The following is a 14,126-nucleotide window of genomic DNA, read 5'->3' as shown; positions in this document are numbered from 1 at the left end:
TGGCAAACAGGATCAGGGCAAGAACCGTACATCTAAGGTAATACCTGAAAAGCGGATATTATTCGAGCAGTTGTCTTGACAATTATTCGATTAAGAATCCCCGCGTCTTTAGACCGGGGAGTGTCAATATCCCGATTTAGATATATACCCAACACGGCTTAATTATTTGATTCTCTGGGTAGGAGTAAAGCAAGAGCTTCATTGGTGTCAACTTAAGCTACAGATGGGTTATTTGTTTGGGTGACAGACCCGCCTGGAACTTTAGTTCCAGTCCTAATAGCTAAAGTTTACTAAACTAAACAAGTTCAAAAATTTTCTAGTTATTCAGTCATCAAAAGACAACTTCTGCTATGAGACTGGGAATATGGCTTACGCCACGCTACGCTATCATTCCCAGTCGGGTTATGGGTTTTACCTTAAGTTGACACCAATGAAGCTCTTGCTTTACATACAAATCTAGGTTTTTCGTAATTTTACAAAAGTCCATATTTCAACCATGTTGAGTATAGCCTATCTTCTTATAAAGCTATGACTACTGCAGCAATTAAACCCACAACTATCGCAGAATTTTTGCAATTGCCAGAAACAGAACCTGCTTCTGAATTTATTCATGGACAAATCACACAGAAACCAATGCCTCAAGGGGAACATAGCCAACTTCAGATCGATCTATGCGAAACTATTAATCAAATTACTAAACCTCAAAAAATTGCCAAAGCTTTTCCAGAACTACGCTGTGTTTTTGGTGGATTAGCGATCGTTCCAGATATAGCCGTATTTCGGTGGGAGCGAATCCCTCGGTTGCCATCAGGACGCATTGCCAATCGCTTTGAAATCCATCCAGATTGGGCTATTGAAATTCTCTCTCCCGATCAGAGATATAAACAAGTCCTAGCCAAATTACTACACTGTGCTGAGTATGGTACTGAGTTAGGTTGGTTGCTTGATCCTGAAGATGAGAGTATTTTAGTAGTAGATAGCGATCGCCGAGTTAGGGAACTTAAAAATAGCAATCACTTACCAGTTCTCACAGGGGTTGAATTAGATATAACTGTTCAAGAAGTATTTAGCTGGTTAAATTTATAAAATGATTGATAGCTTATCACTAATCATTTTCTCCTCAAATTAACGGCTGATAAATATCCTCAGAAGCCGGATTAAGATAGGGATGCTGCACATCAATCAAATTTCTGGCAAAGTGTTGGTTAATTAATTCTATTCTTTCTTCTAAAGCATTTTTACCCCTTTGCCAAGATTCTAACAGCGCATTGGCAATAATTTGACAACGGTTCATCCCAAAACTTTCTTGAGGAGCAAATTTTTGATTTGGTTCTTCGGCTAACCCTAATCCCGGTGCTAAAAATTTTGTAAATAAGGGAATTTCCGGCTGAAAGTAAGCTTGATGTTTTTGATAAATATCTTGAAGAATATTCCGAATTGTGGGGTAATCTTGGCGGTTAAAATGCAGCACACCTGCATCATAACGCTGATATGCTGCGGGATTATAAAGAACTTGGAAGCTAAAGGCAATTGCCACATTATTCAAGGCTTTGGTTAAGCTATCCATGAGGACAATTGCCCCGGATGATCTCACATGAAAATAAATTCGTCCTCCTCCTAAATCAGTATTTTGGGGAGCTTGATTTTCTATTGCTGTATTACTTACTGCCACATAACAGCCATTTTGCAAGCGATTTTTAGGCATCCATATTGCTATTAATTCCCCCACTTTAGGGGACTTTTTCTGGGGTTGCAGATGACATTCTGGCTCAATATATAAGGTTAATCCATCCTTATTTACAGCCATACTACCATCAGGTTCAATTCTCAAAATCTGCCAATTCGGTTCATAATAACCTGTACCATGATTGCGATGATGTAGTTGTTCATAGAATTCTTCATCTACACCCAAACTATTATTTTCTAGGAAATGTATCTGAGATTGACAATTACTGTTTGTGGCTAAGACTGTTTGTAGTGAACCGTTGTAATAAATACCATAGAGGAAATTTCTCAACAGTATATTCAAATATTTCTGTTTTAAAGAAGGTGAGTTTTGTTGAAACCTGTTTGCTATATTTGTGGGTAAGGCAAAAGGTTGATAATTGGGATGGTAAATACAAAAATTAGGTTCAATCTGGATATTATTGGCAATATCGAATAATGAATTGAGAATTTGATTGGTAGAGTCATCAAGCATTAATTTGTTTTGCACCTCAAATTTTCGGAAAATATATGGGAAATATCAGGTTTAGATGAGGCTGTATGGCATAATATTTCCAAGAAAATTGACCGCAGATAAACGCAGATAAACGCGGATAAGAAGGGATGAGTTCATGGATTTTATGATTCTGTTTAGCCTCACAATATGATGGAATCATTATTACTAACAACCGCGTAGACGAGTTTTTTCGTAATAAAGACGCACTAATTGTTGTTCTTTATGGGGTTGAGGAAGTTTCTGGAGTGTGGGGACAGATTGGAGGATTTCTGCGGCGGAGATGCCAAAAATCGTCAATACTGCCTGTTCTGGCACTGTTAAGAGGCTTTTAGCAACTTCGAGCATACACAGATTACTATTATCAAAGGATTTTTGGGATTCAATTCTGTGTTGAATTTGTTGAATTAATGCTAGACCTGCAAACTTAATTACTCGCAGAATGAAGTCTTGATGATATTCTAAAATCATGGGGAAAGCATCAAGATAAGCCTGAATTAAAGCTAAAATAGAAGGCTGTATTGTTTCTAAAGGAATCATGGCTAAATTTAAAGATTCTTCTAGGTCTAATGTTGGATCTACTACTAGGCTAGACAGCCACACGCCTAAATAACTGGCTAATAAGTTTCCTAAATCAAAAGCTGGATCTCCCCAACCGCAAGCTTCCCAGTCAATTAATTTTGTCAAGCAGTTATCTAGCTGTTCCCATCGAGAATGAACTAGAATGTTGCTTAATTGTAGATCATTGTGAGTTAAGCAAGATGGTTTCCAATCATAAGCTAAGTCAGCGATCGCTGATTCTAAACTTTCGTAACGCTGATACAGGAGATGAAATTGTAGTGCTTCGGTGGGAATTGTCCCAAATGTGTCTGGATTTATTGAGGGTATACCTTGAGCAGGATTGTAAAAATTATAGCGAAACTGTCCTGCGGGGGCAGTGGACATAAAATCACGATACTCACGTTTATTAAACGTGGCTCGGTGTAATCCTGCTAACGTATTACCAATCGCGCTGGCGATCGCTGTGGGGAAGATACTACTCTGTTGATAAAATTTTCCTAACTCCACATATTCGCTGAAGTAGCTCCGCACCAGAATAGAATTCTCTTCATCAAAATGTAACAATGATGATGCGATCGCTCCAATATTACCAATTACTGGAAATTGCTGTAATAGTTGATGGAATAGCCACTCATTAAAGAGTTCATGGCAATTTTGCCCATTATTAATGTGACGTTCTTGTTTAATTAGCAGTTGGCGATTATCTGCCAGGATTACCAGTAAATTCCCATTTTTCTTGCTATTTTCTGGCAATACAGATTTATATGCAGCGCCATCTTCCGCGCTACACAGCCCTGCCTTGTGCAGATACTGGATAACATTTTGAGAAGACAGTGATAATAACATGAATTATTTCCTAGTTATTTAAATGGCTAAAGAATTACCGCAGTCAATATTGAGGTGGCTGTAGCAGTTCTTAAGTTAATGGTAAAAAATTTACGAACCATTGCTACTATCTACTAATATCCCATTTGTGTCAGAAAGACCTGCCAAAATGGCAATATTAGCTATTTTTCTACTTTCAAGTCTACGGAAGAAACTATAAAATCTTTACAATATCTGTAGTAGAGCTTTGCACCTTGAATCAAACATTACTGTTGCCAAAATAATTGCTGGTACATATCAAGTGAAAACAACGGTTACTTACATTTGTCAGTGATCCATGTTTCCTGTATGTATGTTAGCAATTTATCCTGACAATCAGTATTAGTTTACTTTTGTCCCCAATCCCCTCTAGTATAATATATAAATGACTACACTTGTATTCCTGTAGGTACAAGAGTCAGAAGTCAGGAGTCAGGAGTCAGGAGTTCGGAGTTCGGAGTTCGGAGTTCGGAGTTCGGAGGAAGAATTGGAGTTCGGAGTTCAGGAGAAAGAATTGGAGAGAGGCAAGAATAATATAAATTAGACATAAGTAATGGGACAGAATTAATTACACAATTGATTTTTCTGTTACCTGTTACCTGTTCCCTTTTAACCAGTTGATTGATGGATCATCTACCAATGCTGACGGCAAATACTATATCTTATACAGCGGTTCAACTTTTACAACGCCAAGCCGCCTCTCTTTTACTGTACCAATCTGTCCTAGACAGCGACGTAGGCAGAGCGTTTCTGAATTTATTACAAACCATCCGTTATACTGATGCAGATGGGCGGGATTGCCTCCAGGCTTACGGTAGTTATTTCCAAGCTTTAGCCAACAGTCATCAAACCTGGGAAGAATATCTGATTCAGCAAATTCTGACTGCGGATAATCCTTTTAGCAAATTGGCACAACGAGAAAAGTTTAGGCAATTACCCTCGGCTTTAGTAGTGGCTGTGCAACATGATTTGCAAATATTACAAAGTTTGTATGAATGTAATAGTGCGGTTTTGAGCGAGTGGGTACAAATGGCGGCGCATTTACCGATTTCTCCTGTGGTTTGGTATCGAGAACCGGAAACCCTAGCAGGAGAAACGAGTTTAATGGTATCTCTTCCCCTGTTGGCAAATTGGGGTGATGCGGTAGCAGATTTAGCCGCTTATTATCAGCAATATGGAACTGGTTCATTTGCCAAATATAGGGCTTTCCGTTGGCAAAGTGGGCAGTTAGTTGGTATTACTTGTCCTGATGCGGTAAAACTGTCTACATTGGTGGGTTACGAGTGGCAAAAAGATGCTTTAGTCAAAAACACAGAGTTCTTATTGTCAGGCGAAACTGCATTGCACGTTTTACTCTATGGTAGTCGTGGTTCAGGTAAGTCTTCTTTAGTTAAATCTTTATTAAATGAATATAGTCATCGAAACTTGCGCTTAATAGAAGTGTCTAAGTCAGAATTGCCAGATTTACCAAAAATTGTCGAATTGTTGCGAGGTGTTCCCCAGAAATTTATTATTTTTGTAGATGATCTTTCCTTTGAAGAAGATGATAATAGTTTTAAAGCAATGAAAGTAGTTTTAGAGGGAAATGTAACTGCCAGACCGGAAAATGTAGTTGTATATGCTACGTCTAACCGTCGCCATTTAATCCGGGAATATTTTACTGATAGACCAGCCCCCAAGGATAACAATGAAGTTCATGGTTGGGATACAATGCAAGAAAAGTTGTCTTTTAGCGATCGCTTTGGTCTAACATTAACTTTTGAAGTCGCAGATCAAAAAACCTATTTACAAATAGTCCAGCACCTAGCAGCAAATATCAATATTTCTCCCGAAGATTTAGAATACAAAGCTTTACAATGGGCAACCCGTCATAATGGTCGTTCTGGCAGAACCGCAAGGCAGTTTATTGACTTTTTAAAGGCAGATTTAGCTGTATTTGGTGAAAATGTGAGGAATAATGACGTTAATTACTAATAATTCTAACAACTTGGCTACCATAAAACCTAGTAAGATGCAACCAACTATAGTTAGTCATCGAGTCGTACTAGGAATAACCGCTTTTAGTGTCAGTTTTGGTTTAAGTCTTGTTCCTAATTGGGATATTTCTAGAGCCTTTTTGACGGGAATAATTACGGTATTAGCTACTTATACAGCCGCATTTTTCGTTGATAAACGGCGAAGAAATGATGAGTGGAAAATGATTGGTTCTCTCCAAAGACGGATTCGAGATATAGAAGGGTTAAAATCGCGTATCCTCAAAGAAATACACCAATTAGAAGAATATAGAAATTTATTGTATGCAGAAACTCAGCAGTTAGAAAACCAAATTGGAGATTGTCGTAGTCAAAGAGATAGTTTACATCGAGATATCGGGACATTTGCGGCTCAAAAAAAGCAAATTGAAGCCGAAATTTATAATCTTAAAAATGAATTTGTACATTTAGAGAATAGTAATATAGAGCTAAATAATAGTTGCAATGATTTGATTGCAGAAAAGCGAAGATTAGAACTAAATTGTCACGCCTCCCGTGTTGAAATCAACCAAATTCAACCTCAAATTGATACGATCAAACAGCAGAAAAAAGAATTAGAAAATGATGTAATTTTATTAGAAAGACTTAAACCACAACTAGAAGAAAAGCTTTATGAACTACGAATAGAAATTCAAAATCAAGAACTGGAAATTACTAAACAAAATAATCTACTAGTAGAAACAGGTATAACTAAAAATAATCTGGAAAACACGCTCAAATCATTACAGAATAAGACATTAGAACAAAAAACGGAAGTTAATCAACTACAAAATCAAATTTCTGTCTTACAAGATGAACGGGATTTATTACAAAATCAAGTTTGGGAATTACTTCAACAAGTGGAAACAATCAATCCCTCAACATTGCCCGATAATGAAGAAAATAATTTAGATTTATTTCCTTTTGATGAATTATTAGAACCATTAGATCCAATAAATGGGAAACCTGATCACACCAAGAATTTACCAGCGAAATGGAATAATTTTTTCAACCATCTCCCCGGTTATGAAATTCAGGTTTTGAAAGCCATACTGGAACAAGACAACCCCAAAGCTACTATTAAAGAAATTGCTGAAGCTAATATTACTATGCCCAATCTTTTGATTGATGCTATTAATGAAATAGCTAGTAATACGATTGGTGAATTAATTATTGAAACCAATACTGAAGTTCCTGAAATTGTTGAAGAACATTTATTAAATGTGAAAACAATGATTACTAAATATTCAGAAATCAGTTAAGTAGGTTGGCGTTGAAAATTGTCGTTATGGCAAGGCAAAAGGCAAGAGGCAAGAGGCAAGAGTGAAGAGGGTTTGGGCGATTTTACGTTTCTTTACACAGTTTGGTTTTATTGTGTTCACCTACTTACAGCAGAATTCAGGAGTAAAACTGGCTTTGTGTATTGAGATTTTGTACCTAAAAATGATTTAAGGCAAAGCCTTTGAGAATTCATTCCCATACAGAGTATGGGAATGAGAGAAATTGAGAACCGGACAAGGTAGTCACATATTAATTGATCGTGAAATTCAGATTTCTGGGCGCAGGCCCTGCGCCCCTACTTTTGCTATGATGCTGCTTAGACATCAATTAAAATGTTGCCTGCTTCCACTTTAATAGGATAGGTTGGTAAGGTTTTTTCCGAGGAAACCATTGACAGCAATTTACCAACTACGGGTGGGAAGGAACACCAAGTTTTTACTTCTCCATTACCCAAGTCAAATGCACTGCGGTGGAAGGGACAAACTATCGCCCCATCTTCAATTTTTCCTTTTTTCAAAGACATTTTTAAGTGAGGGCAGGTATCATCTACAGCATAAAGCTGATTTTCGTGGTTTAAGAGTAATATCTTGCGATCGCCCACTTTGACTACTTCCCGCGCACCAGCAGCCAGTGCGTTAGCAGCTAAAACTTGAGTCCAAGCCATGAGATTCTCCTTATTTTCAATAGACCTGTTCTTAGTTTCTCGCAATTGTGTCCTATGCGATCGCTAATAAGTACCTGTGCAAAATTTATTGAACATTTTCAAAATCACTAAACCCATCAATCTTGTAGGGGGCCTACCCCTGTGGTTGCCCCAAATACAGGGGTAGGACGGGGGCGCTACCCCTACATTAAATTCAAATCTTTTATAACCAGAGCCAGTAGGGGCGCAGGTCCTGCGCCCAAAAATCTGACGGACCCCAGAAGAGTACCTAAAATTGAGAAATTTAGATTTAGGCAAACTCAATTGTATTGACAAAATCTAAAATAGCTTTTTTCATTTTCTTCGCCTCTTCCTTCACAGAACCAGATGTTTCACCATTTAAAAAGCTGCGTTGACTACTAACTATATACAAACATTCATTATTGACAAAAGACAGCAATCCTCTATAGGCATCTAATCTTATGCCATTATTGCCATTAGTTTCTTGCTTGGATATAGTTGAACCTTGAGGCATATTTACTAATACATAGTAATAAGTTTCTAAAGTATCTTGCCAATATTCTTTATGTTTCACTTCCGCCGTAGGAACATGAGAAATAATGGCTTGAGGGACATATTTATCCACCAAAACTCTATGTAGATATACCTCATCTTCTTGGGATTCTAGATCATCAATTTCTTCTAGAGAGAGAGGATAATAATCAATTCTGAGTAAAGTCCCAGTATCGTCCGCAAAACTCACCATTCCTTCCTCAGTTTGCAGTGTTCCTCCCTGTTCAGAATTTACAGGAATAGGAACTATAAAGTTACCCAAAGGTGATTGATAAAATTGTTCACCGGATTCATTGAAAATAACTGCTTCATATTCTTCCTCGACATATTCCTCCTCATCCCCAGCTTCTACTGAGGCAATTATCTCTTGGATAATTTCTTCTGCTTCTTCATCATCCAGTTCTAAAGCTATTTGTAGTTGTTTCAGAAAAACCTTTTTATTTGCCGGAATAATTAAATTTTCCGCATCTAAAAGCATAATCACTCCAGCCGCAAAACCATCTAAAACTGCCTCACCAGAAATCGCCGCATTAGCAGCATTAAACAAAGAACCTAATCCCACCTCTCCGGCAATTTCTATGAGTCTATCCACCGTTTCTAGCATTTCTTCTTCTGAGTATTCATCAAATATCTCAAACTCCCAAAGAATATCAGCTAAACTTTCGGCATCTATGTCTTCACTGCCAGAATCAACTATTGTTGTAATTACAGCGATCGCCGCTACCGCTTCTTGTGCATTTAATGATTCTTTGATCGTCTCTTTCGATTTGAAAATATAATCATACTTTGTCATAACTTCTATCTCCTCAATTAATTTGTTGTTTGTACTCAATTACTAGGTTGAGAAATCCGGGTTTCAATATCTTCCAAAGTCCGCAATAATAGGCGATTTGCCTGTAATTGCCAACCCCATTTCTGAATCCTAAAGGCTGCTACAGTCCCCCCAATAGCTGCTAATAAGCCAATGGGTTGATTCAGGGAAATACCCAATAACAAACCCAAACCAGCAATTCCCCAAAATGGCAAAGCTACGGTTTGTCTTTGCTCTTCCACAATTTCTGCAATTTTACCAGATGGTATTGTAGCTAATAATGTCGCTCTTAGTTGCCTCTGTTCTGCTAATGGTACTGATAGACTAATCTTGCGGCGGAGTTTTTCCATTTTGCGGGCATCAGTGCTATACTCCGTAAGTTCATCTTCTGCCATTTTTAACAATCGCTCTAATTGTGACATAGTAAATTAAGTTTTCTGAAGGTGTTAGAGCTATTATTCTACATTTGTGGACAACAAGATCGACAACTATATCCCCGACTTCTCTAAGAAGTCGGGGATATAACCCGTTTTTGCAAAAATACCTGAAGAACATCATGAGAAAAAATTGGTTTCGATTAGGCATAATAGGCATATTTCTACTTTCCTTGAGCTTACGTTTTTGGGGACTAAGCCGATTTAATACTTTAGTATTTGATGAGGTTTATTTTGCTAAATTTGGTAACAACTATCTGACCCATACACCATTTTTCAATGCTCATCCACCATTAAGTCAATATCTGATTGGGTTAGGGATTTGGATGAGTCAATATATTCCTATTGGTCGAGATACTGTCAATAGTCTCACAGATTCTTTATTATCTCCTTGGAATTATCGGTGGGTAAATGCGCTCACTGGTTCATTAATTCCCGTAATCGTGACTTTATTAACTTATCAATTTAGTTATCGTCATCGGTTTGCTTTATTAGCAGGATTTTTTACAGCTTGTGATGGATTATTTTTAGTAGAATCTCGTTATGCTTTAAGTAATGTCTATATAGTTATCTTTGGTTTACTCGGACAATGGTTATTATTATTGGCATTAGATCAGCAAAAACAAAACCGTTGGTTGTGGTTAATGCTCTCTGGCATTAGTTTTGGTGCTTCTATGGGTACAAAATGGAATGGTTTATGGTTTTTAGCGGGTGCTTATGGTGTATGGATAGCAGCCTGGATAATTCGCTGGTTGCAATATGAAGATCATCCATCTCGTAGTCCATTATTTTCTTGGTTACGATTCTTAAATTCTGCGAATAATTCCCCAACGGATACTATAAAATCACCCTTACAAAATCTGACAAAAATAAATATTTGGCAAATGGGTTCTTATTTAGGAATTATTCCCACAATTATTTATAGTCTGATTTGGATTCCTCACCTCCAACTAGATAAAAGATATGGATTTATTGAAGTTCATAAACAAATTTTACACTTTCATCTGCAATTAGGTGGTAATAGTCCTAGCGTTCATCCTTATTGTGCTGCATGGTATAAATGGCCATTATTAACTCGACCAATGGCTTATTATTATCAAACTGCTCAAAGTACCAAGGATTCCTTACCCGTATTTGGACCACCCTTACCTGATGGTGCTGGTAAAGTAATTTATGATGTTCATGCTATGGGGAATCCTTTTCTATGGTGGTTTGGCTTGGCTGCAATGATCTTTTTAATTGGTATGGTAATCATCACAATTACAATGCCGATAATCGCAAAAAAGCGGTTATTTATCCCCAAAAATCTCACCGTTGATACTTGGATTGGCTTATTTTTAGTCATAAATTATGGGGCTAATCTCCTCCCTTGGGTGGAGGTAACAAGGTGTGTTTTTATCTATCATTATATGTCTGCTGTTGTATTTACATTTATAGCGATCGCTTGGGTTGTTGATCAATGTCTGCTGAGTTATCATCGGCAAATTCGGGCAGTAGGTGTGACTATAACTTTTGTCATTATTGCTGCTTTCATCTTCTGGATGCCTATTTATCTAGGTTTACCCATTTCTGCTGATGGATATAGAATGCGGATGTGGTTTAGTTCCTGGATTTAATAGAAATTTCTTAATATATATACACAAATCCTGTAGCTTCAATCATGTAAATTTTTACATTTCTTATCTATATATTTGGTGACAGCTAGTTCTTCTGTGTAAGAATATTAAGTAAGAGAAACTATAACTATGGGCTTTGCCACTATCACAGGTACTGAATCGAAAAGAATTTTTATAGGTGTGAGGAGTTTAGATTAAACCCGTAGGTTTTATGCTCCAAAATTATAGGGAAAGGGTTTTATGGATATCAATGTCAAGCAGCAGCATATTAATATCACCAGCTTAAAAGAAGCACCAATACATTTGGTTAGTGAAATTCAGCCTCATGGGGTTTTGTTAGTCTTACAAGAGCCAGATTTACAAATATTACAAGTTAGTCAAAATACTTTCAGCACTTTTGGCATATCGCCAGAAGATATACTGCAACAGGAATTAGAAGATTTACTAGATCCTTACCAAATCCAGAAAATCAAATTTTGGTTGTCAGAAGAAAATCTGGATTTTATTAATCCTACAAAAATTTGGATTAAGAAAGAAGGGGATGAATACACAATATTTGATGCCACTTTCTATCGTAACTCTGAAGGATTTTTAATCTTAGAATTAGAACCTACAGCATCTCAAGAAAATATTCCTTTCTTGAGTTTTTATCATTTAGCTAAATCCTCAATTAATCGCTTAGAAAAAAGTAAAAGTCTCCGTGATTTTAGTCAAATAATTGTGCAAGAAATCCGCAAAATAACCGGATTTGACAGAGTAATGTTATATAAATTCTGTGATGATGCACATGGTTCTGTGATTGCTGAAGAAAAAATAGCTACTTTAGAGTCTTATTTAGGATTACATTATCCAGAATCAGATATTCCTCAGCCAGCACGACAATTATTTCTAGAAAATTCTATTAGAGTTATTCCCGATACAAATATTCAATCATCAGCCGAACTTTTCCCTAGAATTAACCCAGTTAGCGGACAACCCATTGATTTAACTAATTCAATTCTCAGAAGTGCTGCACCATGTCATCTAGAATATTTACATAATATGGGCGTGGCTGCATCTTTGACAATTTCCTTAATTAAGGATCACAAACTTTGGGGTTTAATTGCTTGTCATCATCAATCACCCAAATATGTTTCCTATGAATTACGAAAAGCTTGTGAATTTTTAGGAAGAATCATATTTTCAGAAATTTCTGGCAAAGAAGAAACTGAAGATTACGACTATCAGCTAAATTTAAACCATATTCAATCACTATTGGTTGAATATATGTCTCAAGAACCGAACTTTATTGATGGTTTAGTCAAAAATCAAATAAATCTGCTCAATTTAACTAATGCTGAAGGTGCAGCCATCTATTTTGGTGGGAAATATACTCTGATTGGTAATACTCCTCAAGAAGAAGAATTGAATTTCTTAGGAGAATGGCTGAGAAACAATGGAGAAGACGATGTATTTTTCACCGATTCTTTACCGCAAATCTATCCAGAGGCGATTAGCTTTAAAAATGTGGCGAGTGGTTTATTAGCTATCCCCATCTCTGGGAAAAATTATATATTATGGTTTCGACCAGAAATGATTCAAACTGTCAATTGGGGTGGAAATCCCCATCAGGCTTTTTCAGTTGATGAATCTGAAGGAAATGTCCGTTTGTGTCCCCGTAAATCATTTGAATTATGGAAAGAAATAGTTCAATTAACATCTTTACCCTGGCAAAATGTAGAAGTTAAAGCTGCATTAGAATTACAAAAATCCATCATCAATATTATCCTCCGTCAAGCTGATGAATTAGCCCAATTAGCTGAAGATTTACAACGTTCTAATGTAGAATTGAGAAAATTTGCCTATGTCGCTTCCCATGATTTGCAAGAACCATTAAATCAAGTAGCCAATTATGTGCAGCTTTTGGAAATGCGCTATGAAGCAGAACTAGACGCAGATGCAAAAGAGTTTATTGGCTATGTTGTCGAAGGTGTAATTTTAATGCAGACCTTAATTGATGACGTACTCGCATACTGCAACGTAGATACATTAGGAATTACTTTTCAAGTTACCGAAGTCGAAACAGCTTTAAATCGGACCTTGAAGAATTTACGTCAACGCATTGCGGAAACCGGCGCAATTATTACCCATGATCCCTTACCCGCAGTTATGGCTGATGAAACACAGTTAATCCAGCTATTTTTGAACCTCATTGGTAACGCGATCAAATTCCACAGTAGTCAACCACCAAGGATTCATATTAGTGCGAAAAGATTGGAAGATGAATGGTTATTTTCAGTTCAAGATAACGGGATTGGCTTAGATCCGCAATTTAGCGATCGCATTTTTACCATCTTTCAACGTCTACACACCAGAGATAAATATCCGGGTACAGGAATAGGTTTGGCTATTTGTAAGAAAATAATTGAATGTCATCGCGGACGAATCTGGGTAGAGTCACAACTCGGTCGGGGTGCGACTTTTTACTTTACAATTCCCGTCAGAGGTTGTAATCATGAGCGTCAAAATGGCAGAAACACACAAAATTATCTTTTTAGTGGAGGACAATAAGGCTGATATTCGTCTCATTCAAGAAGCATTAAAAACCAGTTTATTACCTCATCAAGTAATCACAGTTAGGGACGGTGTAGAAGCTATGAATTACCTCCACCAAGAAGGAGAATATGCTAACGCACCACGTCCTGACTTGATTTTATTAGACTTAAATTTACCCAGAAAAGATGGTAGAGAGGTATTAGCAGAAATTAAATCCGATCCTCAACTCAAACGCATTCCCGTCGTCATTTTAACAACCTCAAAAAATCAAGATGACATTTTCCATAGTTACGACTTACACGCTAATTGCTATATTACCAAATCTCGTAACCTGAGTCAGTTATTCCAAATCATCCAGAGTATTGAGAAATTTTGGTTTTCTACCGTTACCTTACCATTAGAATAAAACTACCGAATCAGGAGATAGGGGCGCAGGGCCTGCGCCCATTCAGGAAGAAGAAAGAATTAGGAATAATAGTCTTTTACTTTCTGGCTCTTACTGTAAATTTTATATCTCCTATAAGTAGATACTACTACATTCAATATATCCTTGAAAACTAATCTAATAAAAGTCTATT

At 37.0% G+C, this 14,126-nt stretch carries 11 protein-coding genes; 6 read left to right on the top strand and 5 right to left on the bottom strand.

Features of this window, described 5'->3' with window-relative positions; translation table 11 throughout:
- The first annotated feature begins 528 nt into the window (after positions 1–528).
- The gene (locus tag IQ228_RS01520) at positions 529–1,086 is read left to right on the top strand and encodes a Uma2 family endonuclease (protein WP_027403438.1); all 558 of its coding nucleotides are present in this window, start codon (positions 529–531) and stop codon (positions 1,084–1,086) included.
- Between the two features lie 34 nt (positions 1,087–1,120).
- On the opposite strand, the gene IQ228_RS01515 is transcribed toward IQ228_RS01520, so the two are convergent.
- Both IQ228_RS01515 and IQ228_RS01510 read right to left on the bottom strand, forming a co-directional pair.
- Entirely contained in the window at positions 1,121–2,200 is a 1,080-nt protein-coding gene (locus tag IQ228_RS01515; protein ID WP_193962004.1) for a T3SS effector HopA1 family protein, read from the bottom strand.
- Between the two features lie 186 nt (positions 2,201–2,386).
- Positions 2,387–3,625 (bottom strand): aminoglycoside phosphotransferase family protein, encoded by a 1,239-nt coding sequence (locus IQ228_RS01510; RefSeq protein WP_027403440.1) that lies wholly within the window; start codon positions 3,623–3,625, stop codon positions 2,387–2,389.
- 642 nt (positions 3,626–4,267) lie between these two features.
- Between IQ228_RS01510 and IQ228_RS01505 the strand changes: the two genes are divergently transcribed.
- Entirely contained in the window at positions 4,268–5,617 is a 1,350-nt protein-coding gene (locus IQ228_RS01505; RefSeq protein ID WP_193962003.1) for an ATP-binding protein, read from the top strand.
- Entirely contained in the window at positions 5,601–6,917 is a 1,317-nt protein-coding gene (locus tag IQ228_RS01500; RefSeq protein ID WP_027403442.1) for a tellurite resistance TerB C-terminal domain-containing protein, read from the top strand. Before IQ228_RS01505 ends, IQ228_RS01500 begins: the two co-directional genes overlap by 17 nt.
- A 335-nt stretch (positions 6,918–7,252) precedes the next feature.
- On the opposite strand, the gene IQ228_RS01495 is transcribed toward IQ228_RS01500, so the two are convergent.
- The 3 genes from IQ228_RS01495 to IQ228_RS01485 form a co-directional block, all read right to left on the bottom strand.
- A complete protein-coding gene (locus tag IQ228_RS01495) occupies positions 7,253–7,600 on the bottom strand; it encodes a Rieske (2Fe-2S) protein (RefSeq protein WP_193962002.1) in 348 nt (115 codons plus the stop codon).
- Positions 7,601–7,889: 289 nt separating this feature from the next.
- Entirely contained in the window at positions 7,890–8,945 is a 1,056-nt protein-coding gene (locus IQ228_RS01490; protein ID WP_193962001.1) for a tellurite resistance TerB family protein, read from the bottom strand.
- Between the two features lie 35 nt (positions 8,946–8,980).
- Positions 8,981–9,385 carry a hypothetical protein gene (locus tag IQ228_RS01485; RefSeq protein WP_193962000.1) on the bottom strand — a complete coding sequence of 135 codons (405 nt, stop codon included), beginning with the start codon at positions 9,383–9,385 and terminating at the stop codon, positions 8,981–8,983.
- A 134-nt stretch (positions 9,386–9,519) separates the two neighbouring features.
- Here IQ228_RS01485 and IQ228_RS01480 point away from each other — a divergent pair, with 134 nt between their 5' ends.
- From IQ228_RS01480 to IQ228_RS01470, 3 genes are all read left to right on the top strand, one after another.
- Entirely contained in the window at positions 9,520–11,013 is a 1,494-nt protein-coding gene (locus IQ228_RS01480) for a dolichyl-phosphate-mannose--protein mannosyltransferase (RefSeq protein ID WP_027403446.1), read from the top strand.
- Between the two features lie 240 nt (positions 11,014–11,253).
- The gene (locus tag IQ228_RS01475) at positions 11,254–13,563 is read left to right on the top strand and encodes an ATP-binding protein (protein ID WP_027403447.1); all 2,310 of its coding nucleotides are present in this window, start codon (positions 11,254–11,256) and stop codon (positions 13,561–13,563) included.
- Complete coding sequence (locus IQ228_RS01470; protein ID WP_027403448.1) at positions 13,508–13,954, top strand: response regulator; 447 nt, start codon at positions 13,508–13,510, stop codon at positions 13,952–13,954. Before IQ228_RS01475 ends, IQ228_RS01470 begins: the two co-directional genes overlap by 56 nt.
- Positions 13,955–14,126 lie beyond the last annotated feature (172 nt).

This window comes from Dolichospermum sp. LEGE 00246, assembly GCF_015207865.1.
GTDB classification, from domain to species: Bacteria; Cyanobacteriota; Cyanobacteriia; order Cyanobacteriales; family Nostocaceae; genus Dolichospermum; species Dolichospermum heterosporum.
The sequence above is the reverse complement of the archived record's forward strand: the minus strand, read 5'-3'. Positions and strand labels throughout refer to the sequence as shown.

What these genes read in the sequence shown, in the direction of transcription:
- IQ228_RS01520 (WP_027403438.1), top strand. Translation starts at nt 529, where the DNA reads ATGACTACTGCAGCAATTAAACCCACAACTATCGCAGAATTTTTGCAA.
- IQ228_RS01515 (WP_193962004.1), bottom strand. Translation starts at nt 2,200, where the DNA reads ATGCTTGATGACTCTACCAATCAAATTCTCAATTCATTATTCGATATT.
- IQ228_RS01510 (WP_027403440.1), bottom strand. Translation starts at nt 3,625, where the DNA reads ATGTTATTATCACTGTCTTCTCAAAATGTTATCCAGTATCTGCACAAG.
- IQ228_RS01505 (WP_193962003.1), top strand. Translation starts at nt 4,268, where the DNA reads ATGGATCATCTACCAATGCTGACGGCAAATACTATATCTTATACAGCG.
- IQ228_RS01500 (WP_027403442.1), top strand. Translation starts at nt 5,601, where the DNA reads ATGACGTTAATTACTAATAATTCTAACAACTTGGCTACCATAAAACCT.
- IQ228_RS01495 (WP_193962002.1), bottom strand. Translation starts at nt 7,600, where the DNA reads ATGGCTTGGACTCAAGTTTTAGCTGCTAACGCACTGGCTGCTGGTGCG.
- IQ228_RS01490 (WP_193962001.1), bottom strand. Translation starts at nt 8,945, where the DNA reads ATGACAAAGTATGATTATATTTTCAAATCGAAAGAGACGATCAAAGAA.
- IQ228_RS01485 (WP_193962000.1), bottom strand. Translation starts at nt 9,385, where the DNA reads ATGTCACAATTAGAGCGATTGTTAAAAATGGCAGAAGATGAACTTACG.
- IQ228_RS01480 (WP_027403446.1), top strand. Translation starts at nt 9,520, where the DNA reads ATGAGAAAAAATTGGTTTCGATTAGGCATAATAGGCATATTTCTACTT.
- IQ228_RS01475 (WP_027403447.1), top strand. Translation starts at nt 11,254, where the DNA reads ATGGATATCAATGTCAAGCAGCAGCATATTAATATCACCAGCTTAAAA.
- IQ228_RS01470 (WP_027403448.1), top strand. Translation starts at nt 13,508, where the DNA reads ATGAGCGTCAAAATGGCAGAAACACACAAAATTATCTTTTTAGTGGAG.